21 protein-coding genes are annotated in these 20,219 nt (G+C 43.7%); all 21 read right to left on the reverse strand.

Annotated features, from left to right (window positions below; translation table 11 throughout):
• Positions 1–46: 46 nt before the first annotated feature.
• Positions 47–532 carry a low molecular weight protein-tyrosine-phosphatase gene (locus PCH02S_RS05750; RefSeq protein WP_127450926.1) on the reverse strand — a complete coding sequence of 162 codons (486 nt, stop codon included), beginning with the start codon at positions 530–532 and terminating at the stop codon, positions 47–49.
• A complete protein-coding gene (locus tag PCH02S_RS05755) occupies positions 529–1,263 on the reverse strand; it encodes a phosphonate ABC transporter ATP-binding protein (RefSeq protein WP_127450928.1) in 735 nt (244 codons plus the stop codon). The genes PCH02S_RS05750 and PCH02S_RS05755 overlap by 4 nt, the downstream gene beginning before the upstream one ends.
• A 116-nt stretch (positions 1,264–1,379) precedes the next feature.
• Complete coding sequence (locus PCH02S_RS05760) at positions 1,380–1,847, reverse strand: RicAFT regulatory complex protein RicA family protein (RefSeq protein ID WP_127450930.1); 468 nt, start codon at positions 1,845–1,847, stop codon at positions 1,380–1,382.
• A 29-nt stretch (positions 1,848–1,876) separates the two neighbouring features.
• Positions 1,877–3,346, reverse strand: coding sequence for a tRNA (N6-isopentenyl adenosine(37)-C2)-methylthiotransferase MiaB (gene miaB / locus PCH02S_RS05765; RefSeq protein WP_407670032.1), 1,470 nt, complete (start codon positions 3,344–3,346; stop codon positions 1,877–1,879).
• Between the two features lie 147 nt (positions 3,347–3,493).
• The gene (gene pduL, locus PCH02S_RS05770) at positions 3,494–4,063 is read right to left on the reverse strand and encodes a phosphate propanoyltransferase (RefSeq protein WP_127450934.1); all 570 of its coding nucleotides are present in this window, start codon (positions 4,061–4,063) and stop codon (positions 3,494–3,496) included.
• Between the two features lie 96 nt (positions 4,064–4,159).
• On the reverse strand, positions 4,160–5,026 hold the full coding sequence (locus PCH02S_RS05775) for a 2-oxoacid:ferredoxin oxidoreductase subunit beta (RefSeq protein ID WP_127450936.1): 867 nt from the start codon (positions 5,024–5,026) through the stop codon (positions 4,160–4,162).
• The gene (locus tag PCH02S_RS05780) at positions 5,014–6,762 is read right to left on the reverse strand and encodes a 2-oxoacid:acceptor oxidoreductase subunit alpha (protein ID WP_127450938.1); all 1,749 of its coding nucleotides are present in this window, start codon (positions 6,760–6,762) and stop codon (positions 5,014–5,016) included. The genes PCH02S_RS05775 and PCH02S_RS05780 overlap by 13 nt, the downstream gene beginning before the upstream one ends.
• Positions 6,763–6,967: 205 nt before the next feature.
• On the reverse strand, positions 6,968–7,909 hold the full coding sequence (locus tag PCH02S_RS05785) for a dipeptidase (protein WP_127450940.1): 942 nt from the start codon (positions 7,907–7,909) through the stop codon (positions 6,968–6,970).
• Positions 7,910–8,034: 125 nt separating this feature from the next.
• Positions 8,035–8,295: a stage V sporulation protein S gene (locus PCH02S_RS05790; RefSeq protein WP_028558349.1), complete on the reverse strand. Its 261-nt coding sequence runs from the start codon at positions 8,293–8,295 to the stop codon at positions 8,035–8,037.
• Positions 8,296–8,408: 113 nt separating this feature from the next.
• On the reverse strand, positions 8,409–9,203 hold the full coding sequence (locus PCH02S_RS05795) for a TIGR00282 family metallophosphoesterase (RefSeq protein ID WP_127450942.1): 795 nt from the start codon (positions 9,201–9,203) through the stop codon (positions 8,409–8,411).
• A gap of 117 nt (positions 9,204–9,320) precedes the next feature.
• Positions 9,321–10,862, reverse strand: coding sequence for a ribonuclease Y (gene rny / locus PCH02S_RS05800; protein WP_127450944.1), 1,542 nt, complete (start codon positions 10,860–10,862; stop codon positions 9,321–9,323).
• A gap of 387 nt (positions 10,863–11,249) precedes the next feature.
• On the reverse strand, positions 11,250–11,939 hold the full coding sequence (locus tag PCH02S_RS05805; RefSeq protein WP_127450946.1) for a regulatory protein RecX: 690 nt from the start codon (positions 11,937–11,939) through the stop codon (positions 11,250–11,252).
• A gap of 80 nt (positions 11,940–12,019) precedes the next feature.
• The gene (gene recA, locus PCH02S_RS05810; RefSeq protein ID WP_127450948.1) at positions 12,020–13,063 is read right to left on the reverse strand and encodes a recombinase RecA; all 1,044 of its coding nucleotides are present in this window, start codon (positions 13,061–13,063) and stop codon (positions 12,020–12,022) included.
• Positions 13,064–13,234: 171 nt separating this feature from the next.
• Entirely contained in the window at positions 13,235–14,485 is a 1,251-nt protein-coding gene (locus tag PCH02S_RS05815) for a competence/damage-inducible protein A (protein WP_127450950.1), read from the reverse strand.
• Positions 14,486–14,526: 41 nt separating this feature from the next.
• Complete coding sequence (gene pgsA / locus PCH02S_RS05820) at positions 14,527–15,114, reverse strand: CDP-diacylglycerol--glycerol-3-phosphate 3-phosphatidyltransferase (RefSeq protein ID WP_127450952.1); 588 nt, start codon at positions 15,112–15,114, stop codon at positions 14,527–14,529.
• Positions 15,111–16,439 (reverse strand): 30S ribosomal protein S12 methylthiotransferase RimO, encoded by a 1,329-nt coding sequence (rimO, locus tag PCH02S_RS05825; RefSeq protein ID WP_127450954.1) that lies wholly within the window; start codon positions 16,437–16,439, stop codon positions 15,111–15,113. Before rimO ends, pgsA begins: the two co-directional genes overlap by 4 nt.
• Before the next feature lie 127 nt (positions 16,440–16,566).
• Positions 16,567–17,058 carry a YajQ family cyclic di-GMP-binding protein gene (locus tag PCH02S_RS05830; protein ID WP_127450956.1) on the reverse strand — a complete coding sequence of 164 codons (492 nt, stop codon included), beginning with the start codon at positions 17,056–17,058 and terminating at the stop codon, positions 16,567–16,569.
• Positions 17,059–17,204: 146 nt separating this feature from the next.
• Complete coding sequence (locus tag PCH02S_RS05835) at positions 17,205–18,083, reverse strand: helix-turn-helix domain-containing protein (protein ID WP_127450958.1); 879 nt, start codon at positions 18,081–18,083, stop codon at positions 17,205–17,207.
• A 49-nt stretch (positions 18,084–18,132) separates the two neighbouring features.
• A complete protein-coding gene (locus PCH02S_RS05840) occupies positions 18,133–18,876 on the reverse strand; it encodes a DUF3388 domain-containing protein (protein ID WP_379171917.1) in 744 nt (247 codons plus the stop codon).
• 120 nt (positions 18,877–18,996) lie between these two features.
• Positions 18,997–19,848, reverse strand: coding sequence for a hypothetical protein (locus PCH02S_RS05845; RefSeq protein ID WP_127450962.1), 852 nt, complete (start codon positions 19,846–19,848; stop codon positions 18,997–18,999).
• 92 nt (positions 19,849–19,940) lie between these two features.
• The gene (locus tag PCH02S_RS05850; protein WP_127450964.1) at positions 19,941–20,192 is read right to left on the reverse strand and encodes a DUF3243 domain-containing protein; all 252 of its coding nucleotides are present in this window, start codon (positions 20,190–20,192) and stop codon (positions 19,941–19,943) included.
• Between the last annotated feature and the right edge of the window lie 27 nt (positions 20,193–20,219).

A 20,219-nucleotide genomic window follows, 5' to 3' on the forward strand; every position in this document is an offset into this window, starting at 1 on the left:
AAAACGGAGCCTCGCGGGTTTGCGAGCTCCGTTTTCTAATAACGTTTTATATAAGTTGTTCCTTATCCCTGATATACGTCAATAATCTTGCGCAGCTCTCTTCAACCATCTCGTAAACTTCTTGGAAATTCCCCGTATAATACGGATCCGGCACATTTTTATCCTTGCGCCCGGGGGCAAAATCCAACAATTTATGAATGGATGCGCGATTCTCACCATCTGCCGGTTCAGGAGCAAACCCAGCTAGATTCTTTACATTACTCTCATCCATCGCGATGATATAGGTAAATTGCACGAAATCATCGGAGGTTACCTGTCTAGCTAGCATGCCTTTGTAATCAATCTGATTTTTATCTAAAATGTCCCGTGTTCCTTGGTGCGGCGGATGACCGATATGCCAATCACCTGTGCCTGCGGAATCAATGGCAATGACATGATCAAGACCGGCTTGTTTGACCTGATGACGGAAAACAGCCTCTGCCATGGGAGAGCGACAAATATTACCTAAACAAACGAATAAGACCTGGATCATACTTCACCAAATACAAGCTTTTTCTCACGCATCGTTAATTGTCTAGCGGGGATGTCGAGCACGATTCTGCCCTCTGAAAGACCCCAAATACGTGTTGCGAATCGCTCTGCTAATTCCACCTTATGCAACGTAGCGATTACACTCATATTCCTATCTTTGCATAATGACTTCAAATCCTGAAGAATATACTCCGTGGATTTCGGATCTAAACCAGAAACAGGCTCATCCGCAACGAGCACTTTAGGTCCAAGTATTAGAGCCTTTGCAATGGCTACACGCTGCTGCTCACCGCCACTAAGCTGGCCAACTTTCTTGTCCCCTTTATCCAGCAGGCCTACCTTTTCCAAATAATCCATGCTATCTACATGCTCATCCCTGGACGTCATGCCTGTAAGGACTCGTATTGGCGCTTGAAACACTCTGCCCATCATGACATTCTTGACAGCGCTTTTATTTCGATTCAGCGCAGGTTTCTCTTCTAAGTAAGCGAAATCCTTGCCTAATTTAAAGCGTTCCCAAGGTCCCGGCTGAGAAATATCATTGGAGTTATAAATTAGCTGGCCGCTTGTCCACTTTTCTTGATGGCTAATGCAGCGCAGTAATGTTGTTTTCCCACTCCCGCTACTCCCTATCACGGCGATAAATTCGCCTTGATCCACTTGAAAGCTAACTTGAGAAAGCACTTGATTGTCTGGCGGATATACTTTACTTAGATTACGTACGGTAAGCATGACAATCTCTCCTTCATGTTTCCTATTGGTCCCTTTGGAAAAAATCGCCACTCACATCAAGCTATGGCCTGAATAGAGGGCGATTCTCGCTAACCCACGGGAAGTCATCTTTCATCTTAGTCACAAGATGTCGGTGCTTCTGAAGTTCCTGCTTCTACATTGATTTTATCGGAAATCGTATCGCGAATGACCGACATCACCAGTTGTAGCAAATAGTTGATATCGTCTTGTGTTTGTTTAAACTCACTCACAATGGGAATTCCGTCTAGTTCATCTTGCAGAACTTCGATTTCATTTTCGATCTTTTGAACCATTTTCTCGTTCTTAAATGTCTGGAACGCAACAATTTCTTTTTGCTTCTTTTTAATGGAGTTAATTAAAACTTGAATATCCGGGTTTGTAGCAATTTGCTTCTCTGCTTTTTGATAAAATTGCACTTCATTCGAAGTCGTCAGCAAATTCGCCAGTTCTTTGGCTTTGTCTAAAATATCTTCGCGAACGATCATTTCCGTATTCGTAAATTCCTCCACTTTAAAAGCGTGAGGCTGGTTATCATGTTGGTGATCACATTGGGACACTTTCATTCACACTCCTATCTATAATAACAAGCGGATTAAATGGATACTTTCAAAGGTTTTTGAACAATTTCGCCCTTCAAAATCCATGTTTGCGCATGCGTCACTTTGACGTCGATCATTTGACCGATTAGCTCTTTGGAGCCGGTAAAATGGATCAGCTTATTCGTTCGTGTGCGCCCGGCAAGTACATCGGCGTTATTTTTACTTTCGCCTTCAACGAGTACTTCGACCGTTTGGCCCAGCAATTTCTCATTACTCGCTTTACTGTGAGCATTCACAAGCTCATTCAAGCGATACAAGCGCTGTTTCTTCACTTCCTTCGGAACATTGTCTTCCATTCCAGCAGCAGGTGTACCTTCGCGCGGTGAATAAATGAATGTAAACGCGAAATCGAATCCTACTTCCTCATATAAAGACATCGTTTCATCGAATTGCTCGTCTGTCTCACCTGGGAAACCAACGATAATATCCGTCGTTAGCACAACATCCGGCATGGTAGCTTTAATTTTGCGGGCAAGTTCCAAATAATGCTCTCTGGAATATTTCCTGCTCATCCGTTTCAGCACTTCGGTATTCCCCGCTTGTACGGGCAGATGAATATGCTCAACCAAATTACCGCGTTTGCCTAAAACTTCAATCAAGTCGTCATCAAAATCCCGTGGATGCGAGGTTGTGAAACGAATCCTCGGAACGTCAATTTTACGGATATCATCCATCAAATTAGCGAAGGAATAAGTAATATCTTCAAAGTCTTTGCCGTAAGCATTGACGTTTTGTCCAAGCAGCGTAATTTCTTGAAACCCTTGTCGTGCCAGGTCTCTTACTTCAGCAAGCACATCCTGCGGTCTGCGGCTTCTCTCTTTGCCGCGTGTATACGGAACGATGCAGTATGTACAGAATTTATCGCATCCGAACATGATGTTCACCCAAGCGCGGATCCCTTCCCGCTTCTTCGGTAAATTCTCAACAATGTCGCCTTCTTTGGACCATACTTCAACAACCATTTCTTTGTTATAAAAAGCATCCTTCAACAAACCAGGCAAACGATGAATGTTGTGTGTTCCAAAAATCAAATCAACAAAAGCATGCTTTTGCATAATCCGATTGACGACAGCTTCTTCCTGTGACATACAGCCACAAACCCCAAGAACAAGTCCTGGCTTCTGTGCTTTAAGCGCCTTCAGGTGTCCAAGCTCACCGAACACTTTATCCTCCGCATTTTCACGGATTGCACAAGTATTCAACAAAATGACATCTGCTTGGTACTTGTCTTCCGTCGACTGATAACCCATTTGTTCAAGCAAGCCCCTCATTACTTCTGTATCATGCTCATTCATCTGACATCCGTAAGTGCGAATCAAATAATATTTATCTTTGCCGAACCCCTGCATGTCCTCAGGGATATGGAAATCATAGTGAACGGCGATTTCTTCTTTTCCGCGCTTCTTAGCATCTGACAGTGAAGGAGGCTGAAAATATTGAGAATAATCCTTATCGGATTTCACTTGGTTAGCCACTTTCGTTCCTCCTACGTGTTTACGTTGGTAAAACTTACGTAATTCACAAATAATTACGCAACTTTTATTATAACATCACATGCCTATTTAGTACAAAAAGAAATTGGTATAACGGTGAAAATTGCTCTTTTTGAGCTAGTCAAGAATCTCGGCGATATCCCCTGTTTTAACCCCAGCCGCGTTCCCCTCATCGGTGTCAATATGCATGTCCAAAGCAAATTGATCGGATACTCGTGCAATGACATTTTCAAAAATCAACGGTCTTTCACCATTTACTTTGACACGGAGCAATTGTTTATCCTGAATTCCCCATTGATCTGCGTCTGACGTGTGAAAATGAATATGTCTGGCTGCTACAATCACACCTTGATCAAGCTCTACTTCGCCTGCCGGACCTATCACCTTCAAACCTGGTGTTTGATCGATATGGCCTGACTCGCGTACTGGCGGGTTAACTCCCAGAGAAAATGCATCCGTGCGCGAAATTTCGATTTGCGTAAATGGGCGTGCTGGACCCAGGATTCTCACTTTATCCATCCTGGATTTCGGTCCGACGATGGTCACTGTTTCTTGAGCTGCAAATTGTCCAGGCTGTGAAAGATCTTTAAATACTTTGAGCTCATACCCTTCTCCAAATAATATGGCAATATGCGCCTCTGATAAGTGAATATGTCTAGCCGAAACGCCAACGGGAACTGTTTTCATTAGGGTATCATCCTTTAATTTAGGTATAGTTGTCAGTATTGCCGCTCAGCAAAAAGGGCATACGGATTATCTCCATATGCCCTCAAGGTCAAGCCATTATTTGAATTCAGTGAGCATTTTGTTGAAGTCTGCTTCTGAAATTTGAAGATCTTGTTTCGAAAGTCCTTCTTTTGCAAAGCTAGGGATGGAATCTTCATAGCTCTTTTTGTCTTTGTTTTGGTAAATGATACCCGTCAACATGGAGTTAGTTTCCATGATTTTGGTCATTGCCATTACGCGGTTTGTGTAATCGTAATCCGGAATTTCATCCAGATCAACAATGTTTTCTTTGAACCAATCATACGTGTTTACTTTGTTGAAAGTTACGCATGGGCTGAATACGTTGATCAAGGAGAACCCTTTGTGATTCAAACCAGCTTCGATAACAGCTGTTAACTGTTTCAAGTTGCTGGAGAAAGATTGTGCTACGAATGTTGCACCAGCAGCCATCGCTACTTCTAACGGAGAAATAGCAGACTCGATTGTACCTAGTGGTGTACTTTTCGTTTTGAAGCCTTCCGCACTTCGTGGAGATGCTTGACCTTTTGTCAAACCGTAGATTTGGTTATCCATAACGATATAAGTAACGTCGATGTTACGACGAATCGCGTGAACCGTGTGACCCATACCGATTGCGAAGCCGTCTCCGTCACCGCCGGAAGCGATAACTGTGAGGTCGCGGTTAGCCATTTTCACACCTTGTGCGATTGGCAAAGATCTACCATGAATACCGTGGAAACCATAAGCATTGATGTAACCGGAGATACGTCCGGAACAGCCGATACCGGATACGATTGCTAAACCTTCAGGCTCCAAACCAACATTAGCCGCTGCACGTTGAATGGCTGCTTGTACGGAGAAGTCTCCGCATCCTGGACACCAGTTTGGCTTTACATTGTTACGAAAGTCTTTTAATGTTGCCATGCTAAAGTCAACTCCTTACATTTTTGTTCGATTTCTGCAGGAAGGAACGGATTACCGTTGTACTTCAGAACGTTTTTAATTTTATCTGCATGACCAACATGCAGTTTAATTTGATCAGCCAATTGACCAGTCGCGTTGTTCTCAACAACGATAACTGTTTTTGCTTTCTCAACAAGCGGTCTCAGCTGTTCAGCTGGGAACGGATGAATCAAGCGTACAGTCGCGTGGTTCGTTTTGATGCCTTCTTGTTCAACGCGGCGTCTAGCTTCATCAATTGTTCCACCAGTGGATCCCATACCGATGATCAAAAGATCTGGGTTCTCATGAGGAGCATCTGCTTTGATCGCATCTGTTACTTGAATGTGTTTCAATTTCTCAAGACGTTTATCCATCATTTTTTGACGATTCTCTGTGCTCTCGGAAGGACGACCTGTTTGGTCATGCTCTACCCCAGTTACATGGTGAAGACCATGTTTAACGCCTGGAATGACGCGTGGAGAAACGCCATTTTCTGTGAACTCATAACGTTTGAACAATTGATTTGCTTCTAGCTCAGGAGCTTCTGTTACCAGAGCACCGCGATCGATGACGATACGGTTGTAGTCCAGCATTTCAGCGGATTGTTTACCCAAGGAAAGCTGAAGATCTGTCATCAGAATGACTGGGCATTGGTATTTCTCAGCCAAGTTGAAAGCTTCGATTGTATCATAGAAGCACTCTTCAATTGTACTTGGGGACAGAACGATTTTCGGGATTTCACCGTGTGTTCCGTAGACCATAGCGTTCAAGTCAGATTGCTCTTGTTTCGTTGGAAGACCTGTACTTGGACCGCCGCGTTGTGTATCAACGATAACAACTGGCGTTTCCGTCATACCAGCGAGGCCAATAGCTTCCATCATCAAGGAAAGACCAGGACCAGCGGAAGCTGTCAGTGCACGTGCACCCGCGTAGTTAGCGCCGATTGCCATTGTGCAAGCTGCGATCTCATCTTCGGTTTGGATAACAGTACCGCCGAATTTAGGAAGAGCTTTAATCAAGTATTCCATAACCTCGGAAGCAGGCGTAATCGGATATGCAGGCATGAAACGGCAGCCAGCAGCTACAGCTCCCAGAGCGATCGCATCGTTACCGATCATGAACAATTTTTGCTTGCCGTCAGCCGGCTCTAATTGGAAGTCAGCGATTGGGCCGCCTGCCAATTCAAGCACGGATTCAGCACCTTTGCGAACTGCTTCAACGTTTTTCTCAACGACAGCTGCGCCTTTACGACCGAACTCTTCTTCAACAGCTTTATTAAACACATCAAGCGGCAAACCGAGCAATGCCCAAGAAGCTCCCGATGCGGCCATGTTCTTAAATAGAGATGTTCCTAGTTCTTCTGCAATTGCAGTAATCGGAACTGGAAACAAACGTGCTTTAATTCCTTCAGGTAAAACAGGGTTAAATTTGGCATCTGCAACGATGACCCCATTGTCACGAAGCTCGTGAGCGTTGAAATCGATACTTTCCTGGTCAAATGCAACCAGAATGTCCAAATCATCTGAAATTGCGCGAATCGGCTTGGTGCTGATGCGAATCTTGTTATTTGTATGTCCCCCCTTAATCCGTGAAGAGAAATGACGGTACCCATACAAATAGTAACCGAGACGGTTCAATGCAGTAGAGAAGATACGGTCTGTACTTTCGACCCCTTCACCCTGTTGACCTCCGATTTTCCAAGATAACTGACTAATCACCGTACGTCCACTCCTTTTGATTGTAGCTGCTCGAAGACATTAAAAGCTCAATTGTTTAGTAAGATAAGATAATGCAATAAAAAAAACCTTTCACTGTCAACCAAATTCTATGCCTTTATGAAGCAAAATGCAAGGGGTACCAACGATTCTAAAAGATAGAGTTTTTAGATCGAATCCATATCAATTTTAGATCGGTTTTCAATTTTCATTTCGGAAGATTCGTCAACATGAAATTCCGCCAATTTCCAAACAAAAATGCCTCTACTTGTGTTGCCTTATAGTTTTTACAAAGAGCCTCTATTAAATTTTCGTATTGGCCAACATGTCTTAATCCTTTGATCCATTGTTCAATGCCGTCAAAATCCGATCCAAACCCAATCTGCTTCTCTCCCCCCAGCGAGCAAACGTGATCAATGTGTTTAAGTAAACCTGCAATTGGAACAGCCAGATTCACGCTATCAACGAAGTAGGGAACAAACGTAAGGCCAATTTGTCCCTGACATTGAATGATAGCTTTGATTTGATCGTCTGATAAATTTCTTGGATGGGGACATATTTTCTGAGCATTGGAGTGGGAAGCAATAAAAGGGTTGTTATAACCTTCGACCATTTCCCAAAATGCCGCAGTCGATAAGTGTGACACATCTGCTATTATACCCATAGTTTCTAATTCTCTTAACATGAGTTTGCCTTTTCTTGTGAAACCGCCTTTTCTAGGCTCCATTACGCCGTCTGCGGCCCAATTCGCGTAGTTCCAAGTGAGTCCTATGCTTCGTACACCGAGGTGGTACAGGATCCTTAGGTGGGTTAAATTGCCTGCTAAAGCATCCACACCTTCAAGTGTCAGAATTGCGCCAATTTGATCTCCTGCTTCTACTTCGTGCCAATCCTGCACATTATGAATGACTTTCATACCCGAATGACTCACAATTTTCCGATGAAAAATATCAACCATCTGCAAAATATGCTCAAATGTCGGCTGTTGGATAGAGTCGGATAAATAAATGGCAAAACACTGCACCTTAACGCCCGCATGCTTTAGTCTCGGATAACTGACATCCAGTTCCTGATCTTCCTTCCCAAAATCGAGCTTTGGGTTCACATACAACTTCGTTAACGCATCGCAATGGCCATCCATGATCTTCATCCATCCAGCCTCCTTATTTATCGCTAAACAAGACAAAAACCCCTTAACAGAGGTTTTGGCGTAGAATAAAAAACCTGTCTACATGGTAAACAGGCTACAAGTATTCCTATGTATGGTGACGTTCATTACCTCGGCTCAACAATTAATTTAATGGCCGTCCGATCTTCCCCGTCAATCACGATATCTGTGAAGGCTGGTACACAAATTAAGTCAACTCCGCTAGGCGCCACAAATCCTCTTGCGATCGCTACTGCTTTGATGGCTTGGTTCAAGGCGCCTGCACCGATCGCTTGGAGCTCAGCTGCCCCGCGCTCACGCAACACACCTGCCAACGCACCTGCAACGGAGTTTGGATTGGATTTTGCTGAAACTTTTAATACATCCATGAATAGTACCTCCTCGGGAATGATGGATAGTTCCATTAATCATCATATTCCCGAGGCCGCACAAACATGACTTTCTATTTCTTTCTAATTCTCTAAATTTTCTGAAATAACCATTAATCCATGAAAACTTGGTCTTCATCGTAGCGAATTAGCTGTATGGCTTTCGCTTGACCTGTTTGATCATTCAACTCGATAACGACAGCGTGGAAGTGCCATTTTCCTTCATCTGTTACGAATCTCACAGGCAATTGTGTTTTGAATTTCTGAAGCACAGCATTTCGCTCCACACCAAGAATGCCATCACGAGGACCAACCATTCCCACATCTGTCACATAAGCTGTGCCCTGCGGCAATACGCGGTTATCATTTGTTTGCACATGAGTATGCGTGCCGACAACTGCCGATACTCTCCCGTCCAAATGCCAACCCATCGCAATTTTCTCAGATGTCGCTTCAGCATGGAAATCAACAAATATAAATTTGTGTTTTTTCTTATCTGCTTCAAGGATCTCATCCACTTTCCGGAATGGACAATCAATTGGCGGCAAGAATGTGCGCCCTTGTAAATTGATGATCAGCAGCTCCTGATCTTTCACTTTAATGACAGTATGTCCCCTACCCGGCGTACCCGGCGGAAAGTTGGCTGGACGAACCATTTTCTCATCCCGATCGATAAAGTCGAAAATTTCTTTTTGATCCCATGTATGATTGCCCATTGTAAGCGCCTGAATGCCCATCTCATAGATTTCTTTCGCGATGGCTGAAGTAATCCCTTTCCCCGCTGCAGCGTTCTCTCCGTTAGCGATGAACACGGCGTGAGGGTGCGCTTGCTTTAAACGAGGCATAATATTTTTTAGTGCTTTGCGTCCAACGGATCCAACAATATCTCCAATAAATACAATTTTCATAACAATTTTGTAGCTCCTTTATTAACATAGATGCATGGAGGGTAGTCATACAATGAAACGTCCCCCTATAAAATAAGGAAAAGTGGCTGTATCAGCCACTTTTCGCATTGGTTACTCTTATTTAGCGTATTCAACAGCTCGTGTTTCACGAATGACGGTAACCTTAATATGTCCTGGATAATCGAGTTCACCCTCGATTTTTTTGGTAATATCGCGGGCCAGACGGAACGCTTCGGTGTCATCCACTTTCTCAGGTTGAACCATAACACGTACTTCACGGCCTGCTTGAATGGCGTATGATTTCTCAACACCTTCAAAAGATTCCGAAATTTCTTCGAGCTTCTCCAAACGCTTAATATATGTTTCGAGCGTTTCCCTGCGTGCTCCAGGTCTCGCCGCGGATAAGGCATCTGCTGCTCCGACTAACATCGCAATAACGGATGTTGCCTCTACATCGCCATGATGTGATGCAATACTGTTAATGACGACTGGATGCTCCTTGTACTTCTTACCAATCTCAACACCAATCTCGACATGAGATCCTTCAACCTCGTGGTCAAGCGCCTTACCGATGTCATGAAGCAGCCCGGCACGTTTCGCCAAAGTTACGTCTACCCCGAGCTCCCCGGCCATCAGACCAGCCAGATAAGCTACCTCCATGGAATGCTTCAATACGTTTTGACCATAACTTGTTCTAAATTTCAGACGACCCAAAATCTTGATCAAGTCAGGATGCAATCCGTGAACTCCAACTTCAAACGTGGCTTGCTCCCCATACTCGCGGATACGTTCATCCACTTCTTTACGGGATTTCTCAACCATCTCTTCAATACGTGCTGGATGAATACGTCCATCGGCAACAAGCTTCTCTAGGGATGTACGAGCAATTTCGCGACGAATTGGATCAAATCCTGATAAAATAACTGCTTCAGGCGTGTCATCAATAATAAGGTCAATACCCGTTAATGTTTCCAGTGCACGGATATTACGTCCCTCACGACCGATAATCCGGCCTTTCATTTCTTCATTTGGCAATGAGACAACTGAAACGGTCGTTTCAGCAACATGATCTGCGGCACAACGTTGGATAGCAAGCGTGATGATTTCACGGGCTTTTTTATCGCCGTCTTCTTTGGCCTGTTGTTCGATTTCTTTAATAAGCTGTGCGGTCTCGTGTCGTACTTCCTGCTCCACATTGGTAAGAATGATGCTTTTCGCTTCTTCCATTGTAAGTCCTGAGATACGCTCTAACTCCGAAACCTGGCTTTTATAAAGCTGATCAATTTGATTTTGGGTATCCTCGATCCGCTTCTCTTTGTTGGCAACTTGCTCTTCTTTACGCTCGAGAGATTCTAATTTTTTATCCAGCGATTCCTCTTTTTGCAACAATCGTCTTTCTTGTCGTTGAATTTCATTCCGACGCTCACGAATGTCTTTTTCAGCTTCGGACCTAAGTTTATGCACTTCGTCCTTTGCTTCCAGAACCGTTTCTTTTTTCAGTGCTTCTGCTTCTTTCTTAGCAGCTTCTCTAATCTGCTCAGCGGCTGTTTCAGCACTGGAAATTTTCGCTTCTGCAAGAGATTTACGGATAAAATAACCAATCCCTAAGCATGCAGCTCCAACAATGAGAATGATCGCGATCCAGATGAAAGTCATCATCTTGTTCACCTCCTCGTTGGTTTCTCCAAGGTGTTAGCCTGGGATTCCGTTCGGTTTTTTAATCCGATTTTTAATTGTTTGACTAGTCATACATACCCTAAAGTAAAAAGAGTATGGCTTTTAAATGAATGCGCACTGTGCGTAAGAGGCACTATAGTGCTAATAATCCATAATCAACAGAGTAAAAATTGGCGGTTTTTACATCTGTCCCCTCAAAATCAATGAAATAAGTATGATTTTGAACACATTATGAAAATATACACTGTTATTTTATCTTTTGTCGAAGAAGCTTGTCAAGCGATAGTCCATGAGAAGATCATCATGCCCAACTGCGTCCCCTTTTATTCATTCATATTGTTAAGTAATTTCAGTTATTATTTAACAACATTAATCATCGAAAGAATCATCATGGATTTCAAAATCATCTTCACTTGGCTCGCTGCTCAACTGCCCAAGTACCTTCGTCACTACGGCACCCGTGTACCCTCTGCGCATTAGAAATGCTGCCGTCTTTCTCTTCTTATCAAAAACCTCGCCAGAGGTTTGCTTCCATTTCGTTTGAGCAAGTTTCATGGCTCCAGCTATCTCATCTTCTTGATTGATATTCTCCATTGCATGTTTAACCAACTCTTTATCAATGCCTTTTTGCTGCAGCTCTTGACGGACGAGGTTGCGGCCTTTCTTTTGAGAAATAATCCGGCTGTCCGTCCACATTTTGGCAAATTCTTCATCATTCAGATAATTTTGCGAAGCTAACTTCTCAATCACCCATTCGATAATGGGTGGTTCATAACCTGATTCTTTGAGCTTGCGTTTCAACTCGCTCGATGAATGCGGTCTCCGGCCAATCGCTCGTAAAGCTTTCATGTACGCATTATTCCGTTCTTCATCTTGAATGATTCTCTCAATATCTTGGAGATCTACGCTCTCTCCTTTGACTAGTCGATGCTTAATCAGAATGTCTTCGTGAACGGAAAACGCATACTCTTCATTCAAAAATATGTTATAGCGGTGCTTCCCCCGCTTCTGTTTCTCCACTAATGTGATGATAGAAATTTGTTGTTCTTCCTGCTCCAAGCTTTCTAGCCCCTTTCATGCACGAAAGCACCCTAACCTAAGGTTTAAGGTGCTTTCACGGTATGATATATAATCGAATCTTACTCGAAAGCCGCTTCTAACTCATCGTCTTCCTCGTCCACATTAGGTCCGACGGCAATAATTAAATTGCTGTTTTCACGGATTTTTTGTTCGATCGTTTCGGCGATTGCCTTGTTATCTTTCAAGAATTGCTTGGCATTTTCACGACCTTGGCCTAAACGCTCGCCTTCGTAGGAATACCAGGCTCCGCTCTTATTCACGATATCCATTTCAGTTGCGATATCAATAATACTGCCTTCACGTGAAATGCCTTCGCCGTACATAATATCTACTTCCGCTTGTTTGAACGGAGGAGCTACTTTATTCTTAACGACCTTAATTCTCGTCCGGTTACCGACCATATCATTACCTTGCTTGATCGTTTCTACGCGACGAACATCCAATCGGACGGAGGAGTAGAACTTCAGTGCACGGCCGCCAGGAGTTGTCTCCGGGTTTCCAAACATAACGCCGACTTTCTCACGCAATTGGTTAATGAAAATCGCGATAACCTTTGATTTGTTAATTGCACCAGACAGCTTACGAAGTGCTTGAGACATCAGACGGGCTTGCAGACCCACGTGAGAGTCTCCCATTTCGCCTTCGATCTCTGCTTTAGGCACTAGCGCCGCTACCGAGTCAATAACGATAATATCTACCGCGCCGCTTCTTACAAGCGCTTCTGCGATCTCTAGAGCTTGCTCACCCGTATCAGGTTGAGAGAGCAACAACTCATCTATGTTAATGCCGAGCTTACTTGCATAAGAAGGATCCAACGCGTGCTCTGCATCGATAAATGCAGCTTGTCCGCCGACCTTTTGGACTTCAGCGATCGCATGTAACGCTACTGTTGTTTTACCTGAGGATTCAGGTCCATATACTTCAATAATTCTTCCGCGTGGGAATCCACCTATTCCTAGAGCAATATCAAGGGCTAACGCCCCGCTTGAAATTGTTTCAACTTGCATATGCGTTGATTCTCCAAGCTTCATAATGGAGCCTTTACCGAACTGTTTCTCAATTTGTCGTAATGCATTATCAAGTGCTGCGCGACGGTCTGTCAAAACACTCACTTCCTTCTATCATTATAGGTATATGATAACTTGTTTCGGGGTGTTTGCCAAGTACTTTTTCGAACATACATTCGTTTTTTTCGCGAACAAACAAAAAACCGCAACAAAGTTATCGCTTTGTTACGGTTCTTCCGTTAACACTTCTTTGATTATATGCGAACTCTAGCTTTCTTTCAACTGTTTCCAAAGGTGGTAGAGCGCGCTCTTCGCGGATCTGTGTTTAATCGATTCCCGATTGCCGGAAAGCTGCAGCGTAATGACTTGTGTCTCCGCATTTTTTTGCGCAAATCCAATATATACAAGCCCGACAGGCTTGCCTTCAGACGAGCCAGGACCGGCTACACCGGTTACGGAAATGCCAAAGTCACTTCCCGTAGTCGTGAGCAAATTCTCTGCTAGGATAACCGCTGTTTCACTGCTAACAGCACCTGGCGCACCCTCGCCTTCCAGCACCTCCATAGGAACACCGAGAAGCTTATGTTTCAGCGCATTGGAATAACAGATAATGCCCCCTAGGAACGAGTTCGAACTCCCGGGGATTGAAGTTATTAAATCACTGAGCAAACCGCCTGTGCAGCTCTCAGCAACCGCAAGCGACAGTTTGCGTTCATCCAGCATTTTCAAAACCATTGTTTCAATCGGTACGTCTTGATCCGCGTAAATATGCTGGCCTAGACGGCTTCTAATTTCTTGTTCCGTCGCAAACAGCTTGCGTTCGCCCTCTTCCGCCGTTTGTGCACGGGTCGTCAGACGAATCGTCACTTCGCCTTCTTTGGCATATGGAGCAATGGTTGGGTCCGATTGTGCTTGAATCAAATCAATTAGTTGATGCTCTAAATTAGATTCACCGATGCCGGCAAATTTGAGCATTTTGGAATACAGCGGAACTTCATCATGCATAACCGCACGCAGCCAAGGAATCGCATAATTGGTAAACATGGGCTTCATTTCTTTGGGCGGCCCAGGCAGAAGTATGAAATGAGTTCCTTCAAACGTGAAGGCAACACCTACGGCCAATCCTGTTTCGTTATGTAATGGATCACTGCCCTCAAGCATTAACGCTTGGCGCCTGTTGCTTTCTACCATATGTATGCCGCGTGATTGAAACATCTGGGTGATTGCGTTCATCGACGGCTCATGAATGATTAACTGACGGCCTACGTAAGCCGCTAGGACATCTTTTGTAAGGTCATCCTGTGTAGGACCCAAACCACCTGTGCAGATGACCACATCGGCTCTGGAGGCGGCTAATTTAAGGCTTTCCAGCAATCTCTGCTCATTATCGCCCACCACGGTCTGGAAATAGATGTCCACACCAATTGCGGCGCACTCCCTGGAAAGAAATTGAGCGTTCGTATTAACAATTTGTCCAAGCAAGAGCTCTGTTCCAACAGCAACGATTTCTGCTTTCATCCCAGCATCCTCCTAGAATAGAAAAAAACCAATAGGAAGCCCTATTGTGTCTTTTCTGAAAAGTCTATGACATGTTTATTTTTTACAAAATACTCAATACCTGAGTAGACCGTTATGATGGCCGCTGCCCAACTTGCTATAACATCAAAAGGGAAATCCACAAACGTAAACGGAAAATTATTGATAAGTAGCGCTATGATGGCTGTAATCTGAGCTGCCGTCTTTGCTTTTCCCCACTTACTAGCCGCCATCACTGTGCCTTCCAGCAGAGCAATCTGGCGAAGACCAGTTACAGCCCATTCTCTACTGATAATAACAATGACGATCCAAGCATCTACTTTACCCATTTCCACTAGAGAAACGAGCACAGCCGTAACAAGCAGCTTATCCGCCAAGGGATCAAGCAGCTTGCCTAAATTGGTTACTAAATTGCGTTTTCTGGCAATATAACCATCTAAACTATCTGTGCTCGCTGCAATAATGAAAATAGTAGCAGCAATAATTTGATTATACGTAATGCTAAATTCCTCAATCCGTATATGAGGGAATTTTACCTTAATCAACAGAAAAAACATGATGATCGGTACTAGTAAAATCCTCGCCACGGTGATGCGGTTGGCCAGGTTCATGCAATTACCTCCCCAGATAAGTCAAACTCATAAGAGTGGGTAATACGAACTTTGGCAAGTTCACCGATCGTCAGTTTACCATTCGAAACAAATACTTCCCCATCGATCTCGGGAGCATCAAATTGAGAACGTCCAATATACACATCACTTCTGCCATCGTACCGCTCAATCAGTACATCAATTTCTTGACCGATACGGCGTCCGCCGCGGATATTCGAAATTTCTCTCTGGATTTCCATAATCGCATTCGCACGATACTCTTTCACTTCATCAGGCACTTGATTCGGCAAACGTGCCGCCGGCGTATCATCTTCTTTGGAATAAGCAAAAACGCCAAGGCGATCGAACTGTACATCACGAACAAATTGTTTCAAGTTCTCGAAATCTTCTTCCGTTTCTCCCGGGAACCCTACAATAAGGGAAGTCCGAAGCGCAACATCCGGGATCGATTCGCGAATTTTGCGAACCAGCTCACGGGTATCCTTTTGACGGCCAGGTCTACGCATACGTTTAAGAATGGAATCTTCGCTGTGTTGAAGCGGCATATCGATGTATTTACACACTTTCGGGTTTGTCGCCATCACTTCAATTAATTCATCGCTAAAGAAACCAGGATATGCATAGTGCAGACGTACCCACTCAATGCCTTCTACCTCACTTACTTTATTCAGAAGCGTAGGCAGCATAAAGCTATCATACAAATCTGTCCCGTAGTTCGTAGAATCCTGTGCAATTAAGCTAATTTCCTTCACGCCTTGGGAAGCCAAGTTAGCTACTTCCGCTACAATGGACTCCATACTTCTGCTCTTGAAGCTGCCGCGCATGATCGGAATACTGCAGAATGTGCAAGCATTATCGCAGCCTTCGGCGATTTTTACATACGCTGTATATCTAGGCGTTGTAACAAGCCTCGGCAGGTCCGCATCATAGTTAAATACCGGATTCCCAACAAGAATCGGTCTTTTCCCGCGCAGAGCCTCATCAACGATATCATTGATTTTGTCAAAATCTCCCGTTCCCACGATCCCGTCAATCTCCGGCATTTCATCGAGGAGCTGCTTTTTGTAACGCTGGGTTAAGCAACCTGAAACGATAAGCGCCTTCAAATTCGCTGTCTCTTTGAGTTCTGCCATATCCAAAATTGTATTTACGGATTCTTCTTTCGCTGCATCAATGAACCCGCAAGTGTTCACGATAATGACAGTGGCATCTTCCTTGTTATCTACAAGCTGAAAACCACGCCCATGTATTAATCCAGCCATAATCTCGGAATCGACCATATTCTTCTCGCATCCGAGGGTTACTACTTTAACCTTTTCTGTCATGAAAGAAACAACCTCCAATAGTCCTAAAAACGCTCCCTACAAGTATAATACAAGCCCTATAGGGTGTCAAAATGTAAAAACCCCCTCGCAGCAGGGGGCTTCTCTTTCAATAACAGGGTATGTATGCCTATTTTAAGTTTACAAATTGTAGATCAAGAGGAATATCCGCCTTGCGAAGCAGAGCGATAACAGCCTGCAAATCATCACGGCTCTTGCCCGTTACCCGAATTTGATCTCCTTGTACTTGCGTTTTCACCTTAAGTTTCGAATCACGAATCAGGACGTTGATCTTTTTCGAATTTTCTTGATCAACACCTTGTTTCATACTGATTTTCTGTCTTACGGTCGAGCTGGCCGCTGGTTCTACCTTGCTGTAATCGAGATTTTTGATCGAAATCCCGCGTTTTGTCATTTTGGCATGCAGGATATCTAGAACATTCTGAAGCTTGAACTCGTCATCCGAAGTAACGACTAATTGATCTTTTTCTAATTTAATGCTGCTTTTACTGCCCTTAAAATCAAAGCGGGTTGCAATCTCTTTTTCAGCCTGTTGAATGGCGTTATTTAACTCCTGCATATCCACCTTGGATACAATATCGAACGAACTTTCTGAACTCATCTTAGACATAACACCCTTTCCATCAAATTACAATAGCATTATAGCAAGAAGTCTAATAAAAAGAAACATCCCGCAGCCCAACGGCCTAGGATGTTTCTTGAGGAAATAATTTCATTACCCGGGAAAGCGCAGGAAATGCCAAAATGCTAGTTTTTTTGCAAGTTCAGCTGTACACGCTTTGGATTAGGCGTATCACCAACAGGTACCACGGTGCCGTTCACAGTAAGCTCTAGCGCACTTGCTGCTCCTACATTCAGATAGGCGGAACTTGTCAAATCAAAGGCGTCGGTATCGCCAGCTTTGTAAAGCTTTTGTCTTAACATGTCTTTACCGCCACCCTCTGTAAGGGCATCAATACGAATCCAGCAAGAACCGTTTATTTTCATTTGTATGTTTAAATTCGCGGTGCCGGTAATCGTGTAGTTATCTACACCTTTTTCGTTGCTGCTAAATTTAACTTGGACCGCTGGTGGCGTTGGTGTCGGTGCCGGTGTTGGGGTCGGAAGAGGCTCCACTTTACCTTCACTGGAGGCATTCGTTGAAGTTGTCGGAGTCGTTCCTGCCCCGGGATTCGTGGTATCCGTAATTCGCGGAGACTGTGTTTGAGAAGGCTTTTCCCCTGCCGGTGTTCCCTTATAGTTCTTATATGTATAATAGTACACAATTCCGAAAATGAGCAAAATGAAACATATAAACATCACGCTTGACGCCCAACGGCTCATTTTCTCCGTATTACGAACGCTCGTCCGATTTTTACGAATTGTTTCTACTACCGGTTTTTCCACGACTGGAGAAGGATTCGTTGTCTCGTACATATTCAACACTTCAGTTGGATCCAAGCCTACCGCTTCGGCATAGCTTTTGATGAAAGCTCGTACATAAAAGCTTCCTGGCAGCACTTTATAGTTTCCTTCTTCAATGGCTTCAAGGTAGCGTTTACGAATTTTTGTAACTTCCTGCAAATCATCTAGCGAAATCTTTCTTTCCAATCGTGTCTTGCGTAAAATGTATCCAAGATCAGACATAATGGTCACCTCCTCACGGGAATCTCATTAGTTAATGACGTTACAAACCTTAAAATGGTTCGGACGTATACGTAAACGAATCATAATTGATTTCTTCATCCGGGCTGTTACGAAGCTCAATAATATAATCAAAGTGATTATAAGTGTATTCAGATTCGCGAATAAATATATCCGGATGCTCGATTACCTTCGTAGATGGCATGGCCATGATATCCTGTAAAAGACTATGATGCTTCTCATTCGAACGAATCGTGGAAACGATTCCGTCAATAATGAACACATTGTTAGGAGTCATCTCATCTTCGGATAATTGGCTGCGAACCGTCTGACGAAGCAACGTGGAAGAAACGAAAGTCCAGCGTTTATTTGCACATACACTTCCTGCAATAATCGATTCCGTCTTACCAACCCTAGGCATACCGCGAAGCCCGATCACATGATTGCCTTCACGTTTGAATACCTCGCCAAGGAAGTCAACCAATAACCCTAACTCGTCACGGGTAAACCGGAATGTTTTGCGATCATCCGAATCGCGTTCGATATAACGACCATGACGCACAGCCAAAATATCCACGAGCTTAGGTGGACGTAATGCTGTAATAGTAATATTATCTACTTTTTTCAGCATTTTACCCATCAAGTCAATTTTTTCTTCATCGTTAGTTTGAAGAAGCATACCACGCGTACGATCTTCAACCCCATTAATGGTTACAATATTAATATCCAACATCCCCATTAAGGAAGCGATATCCCCTAATAACCCGGGACGGTTTTTGTGAATCTTATACTCCATATACCATTCTTTAACGTCCAATCCTTCCACCTCATCACTATATCTGTAACGTTCCTTTTGTTAGCTCTTCAAATAAATTCTACAATTTTCGCCAATTTCCTTCTATAAAGAGACACGAATTTATTTCATTTTGAGTTCAGTAAGCTCTTTTTCATTGTAATTCAAAGCGCCTTTCTGCCATGACTTACTTGTCATGGCAAGAAGCCGGTCATCGAGAATTTGCGGCCAGTTCAGCTCGGCTGATAATGAGTTTGAAACATCAATGACAGAGGTTCCTAGCGTTTTTGCTTTTTGCAGCTGCGCTTCTGTCGCTGGAGAGTAGAAAATAATCCAAGTCGCATAGTGCTGTCTCGTTTGGAAAGCTAACTGCTGAAACCATTGCTCATTATTGTCAAGCAAAACAATGTGGTCCGCTTCTTCCGAAGGTGCCCATGCCGAAGGAATCGGACGATCGCTTCTCGTTACCCATTCCACCGTAACATTCTGAGCCATGAGATTTTGAATCCACTGATTCTTCAAGTTATCAATTTGTTGAGAATCAATTTGCAATAAAGCAGCTTGCTCAAGGGTTGTGCTCGCACTCCCGTTAACATCCAACTGGCTCTGTAATAATGTCCATTTACCCGGATTTAACCCTTGCTGAATCACTGCATTTGCCGATGGGAACAAATCGTTGCCGATAACATATATGTAATCGTACGAGCTTGCTTTCAATTTCGTGAGCGCACGATCATCCACTGCGCTCAAATCGTTAATCCAATCATAGGCGATAAAATTGGCGTCTCTCCACTTTTGAAGCGCACTCCCAATGGAGTCCTTAGCGGTTTGAGATAAATTAACGCTGGAAAGCATCAAGACAGACAATTTCTTATCCAATAACTCCTGTTTGATAACAGGAATACCTCGATTTCCACACCCTGCAACAATAAAAGATAAGAGCAAAATCATAAGCATAGAACGTTTGATCATCATGAAATTCGATTCCTTTCTACCTAAGAAAGCGTGCAAAAGCCTCCGAAAGAGGAGGCTTTCACATAGTACCCTATTGAATTGTAAAACGGTTATTAACCTTTGTCTACTAATTTTACCATGAGGCGGGCAAGCGTACGTTTGTCCTGCTCATCCCCGGCATCCCACAGCTCTTTGAGCACACGTTCCTGCTCATTTTCCGGATCAACTTTATCAGCTAGGAATTCGCCAATTTGAAAAGCGAGCTTCGAGATGGTTTCATCACTCATCCCCGCATGTCCAGCTTGACTAACGCGTTCAGCCAGAAACTCTTTCCATTTGTCAAATACTTTAAGTACTGTAGCCATTGTAAGAAGCCTCCTTTGAGTTATGAG

Origin of the sequence: Paenibacillus chondroitinus NBRC 15376, from assembly GCF_004000765.1 — a bacterium.
GTDB lineage: Bacteria > Bacillota > Bacilli > Paenibacillales > NBRC-103111 > Paenibacillus_E > Paenibacillus_E chondroitinus.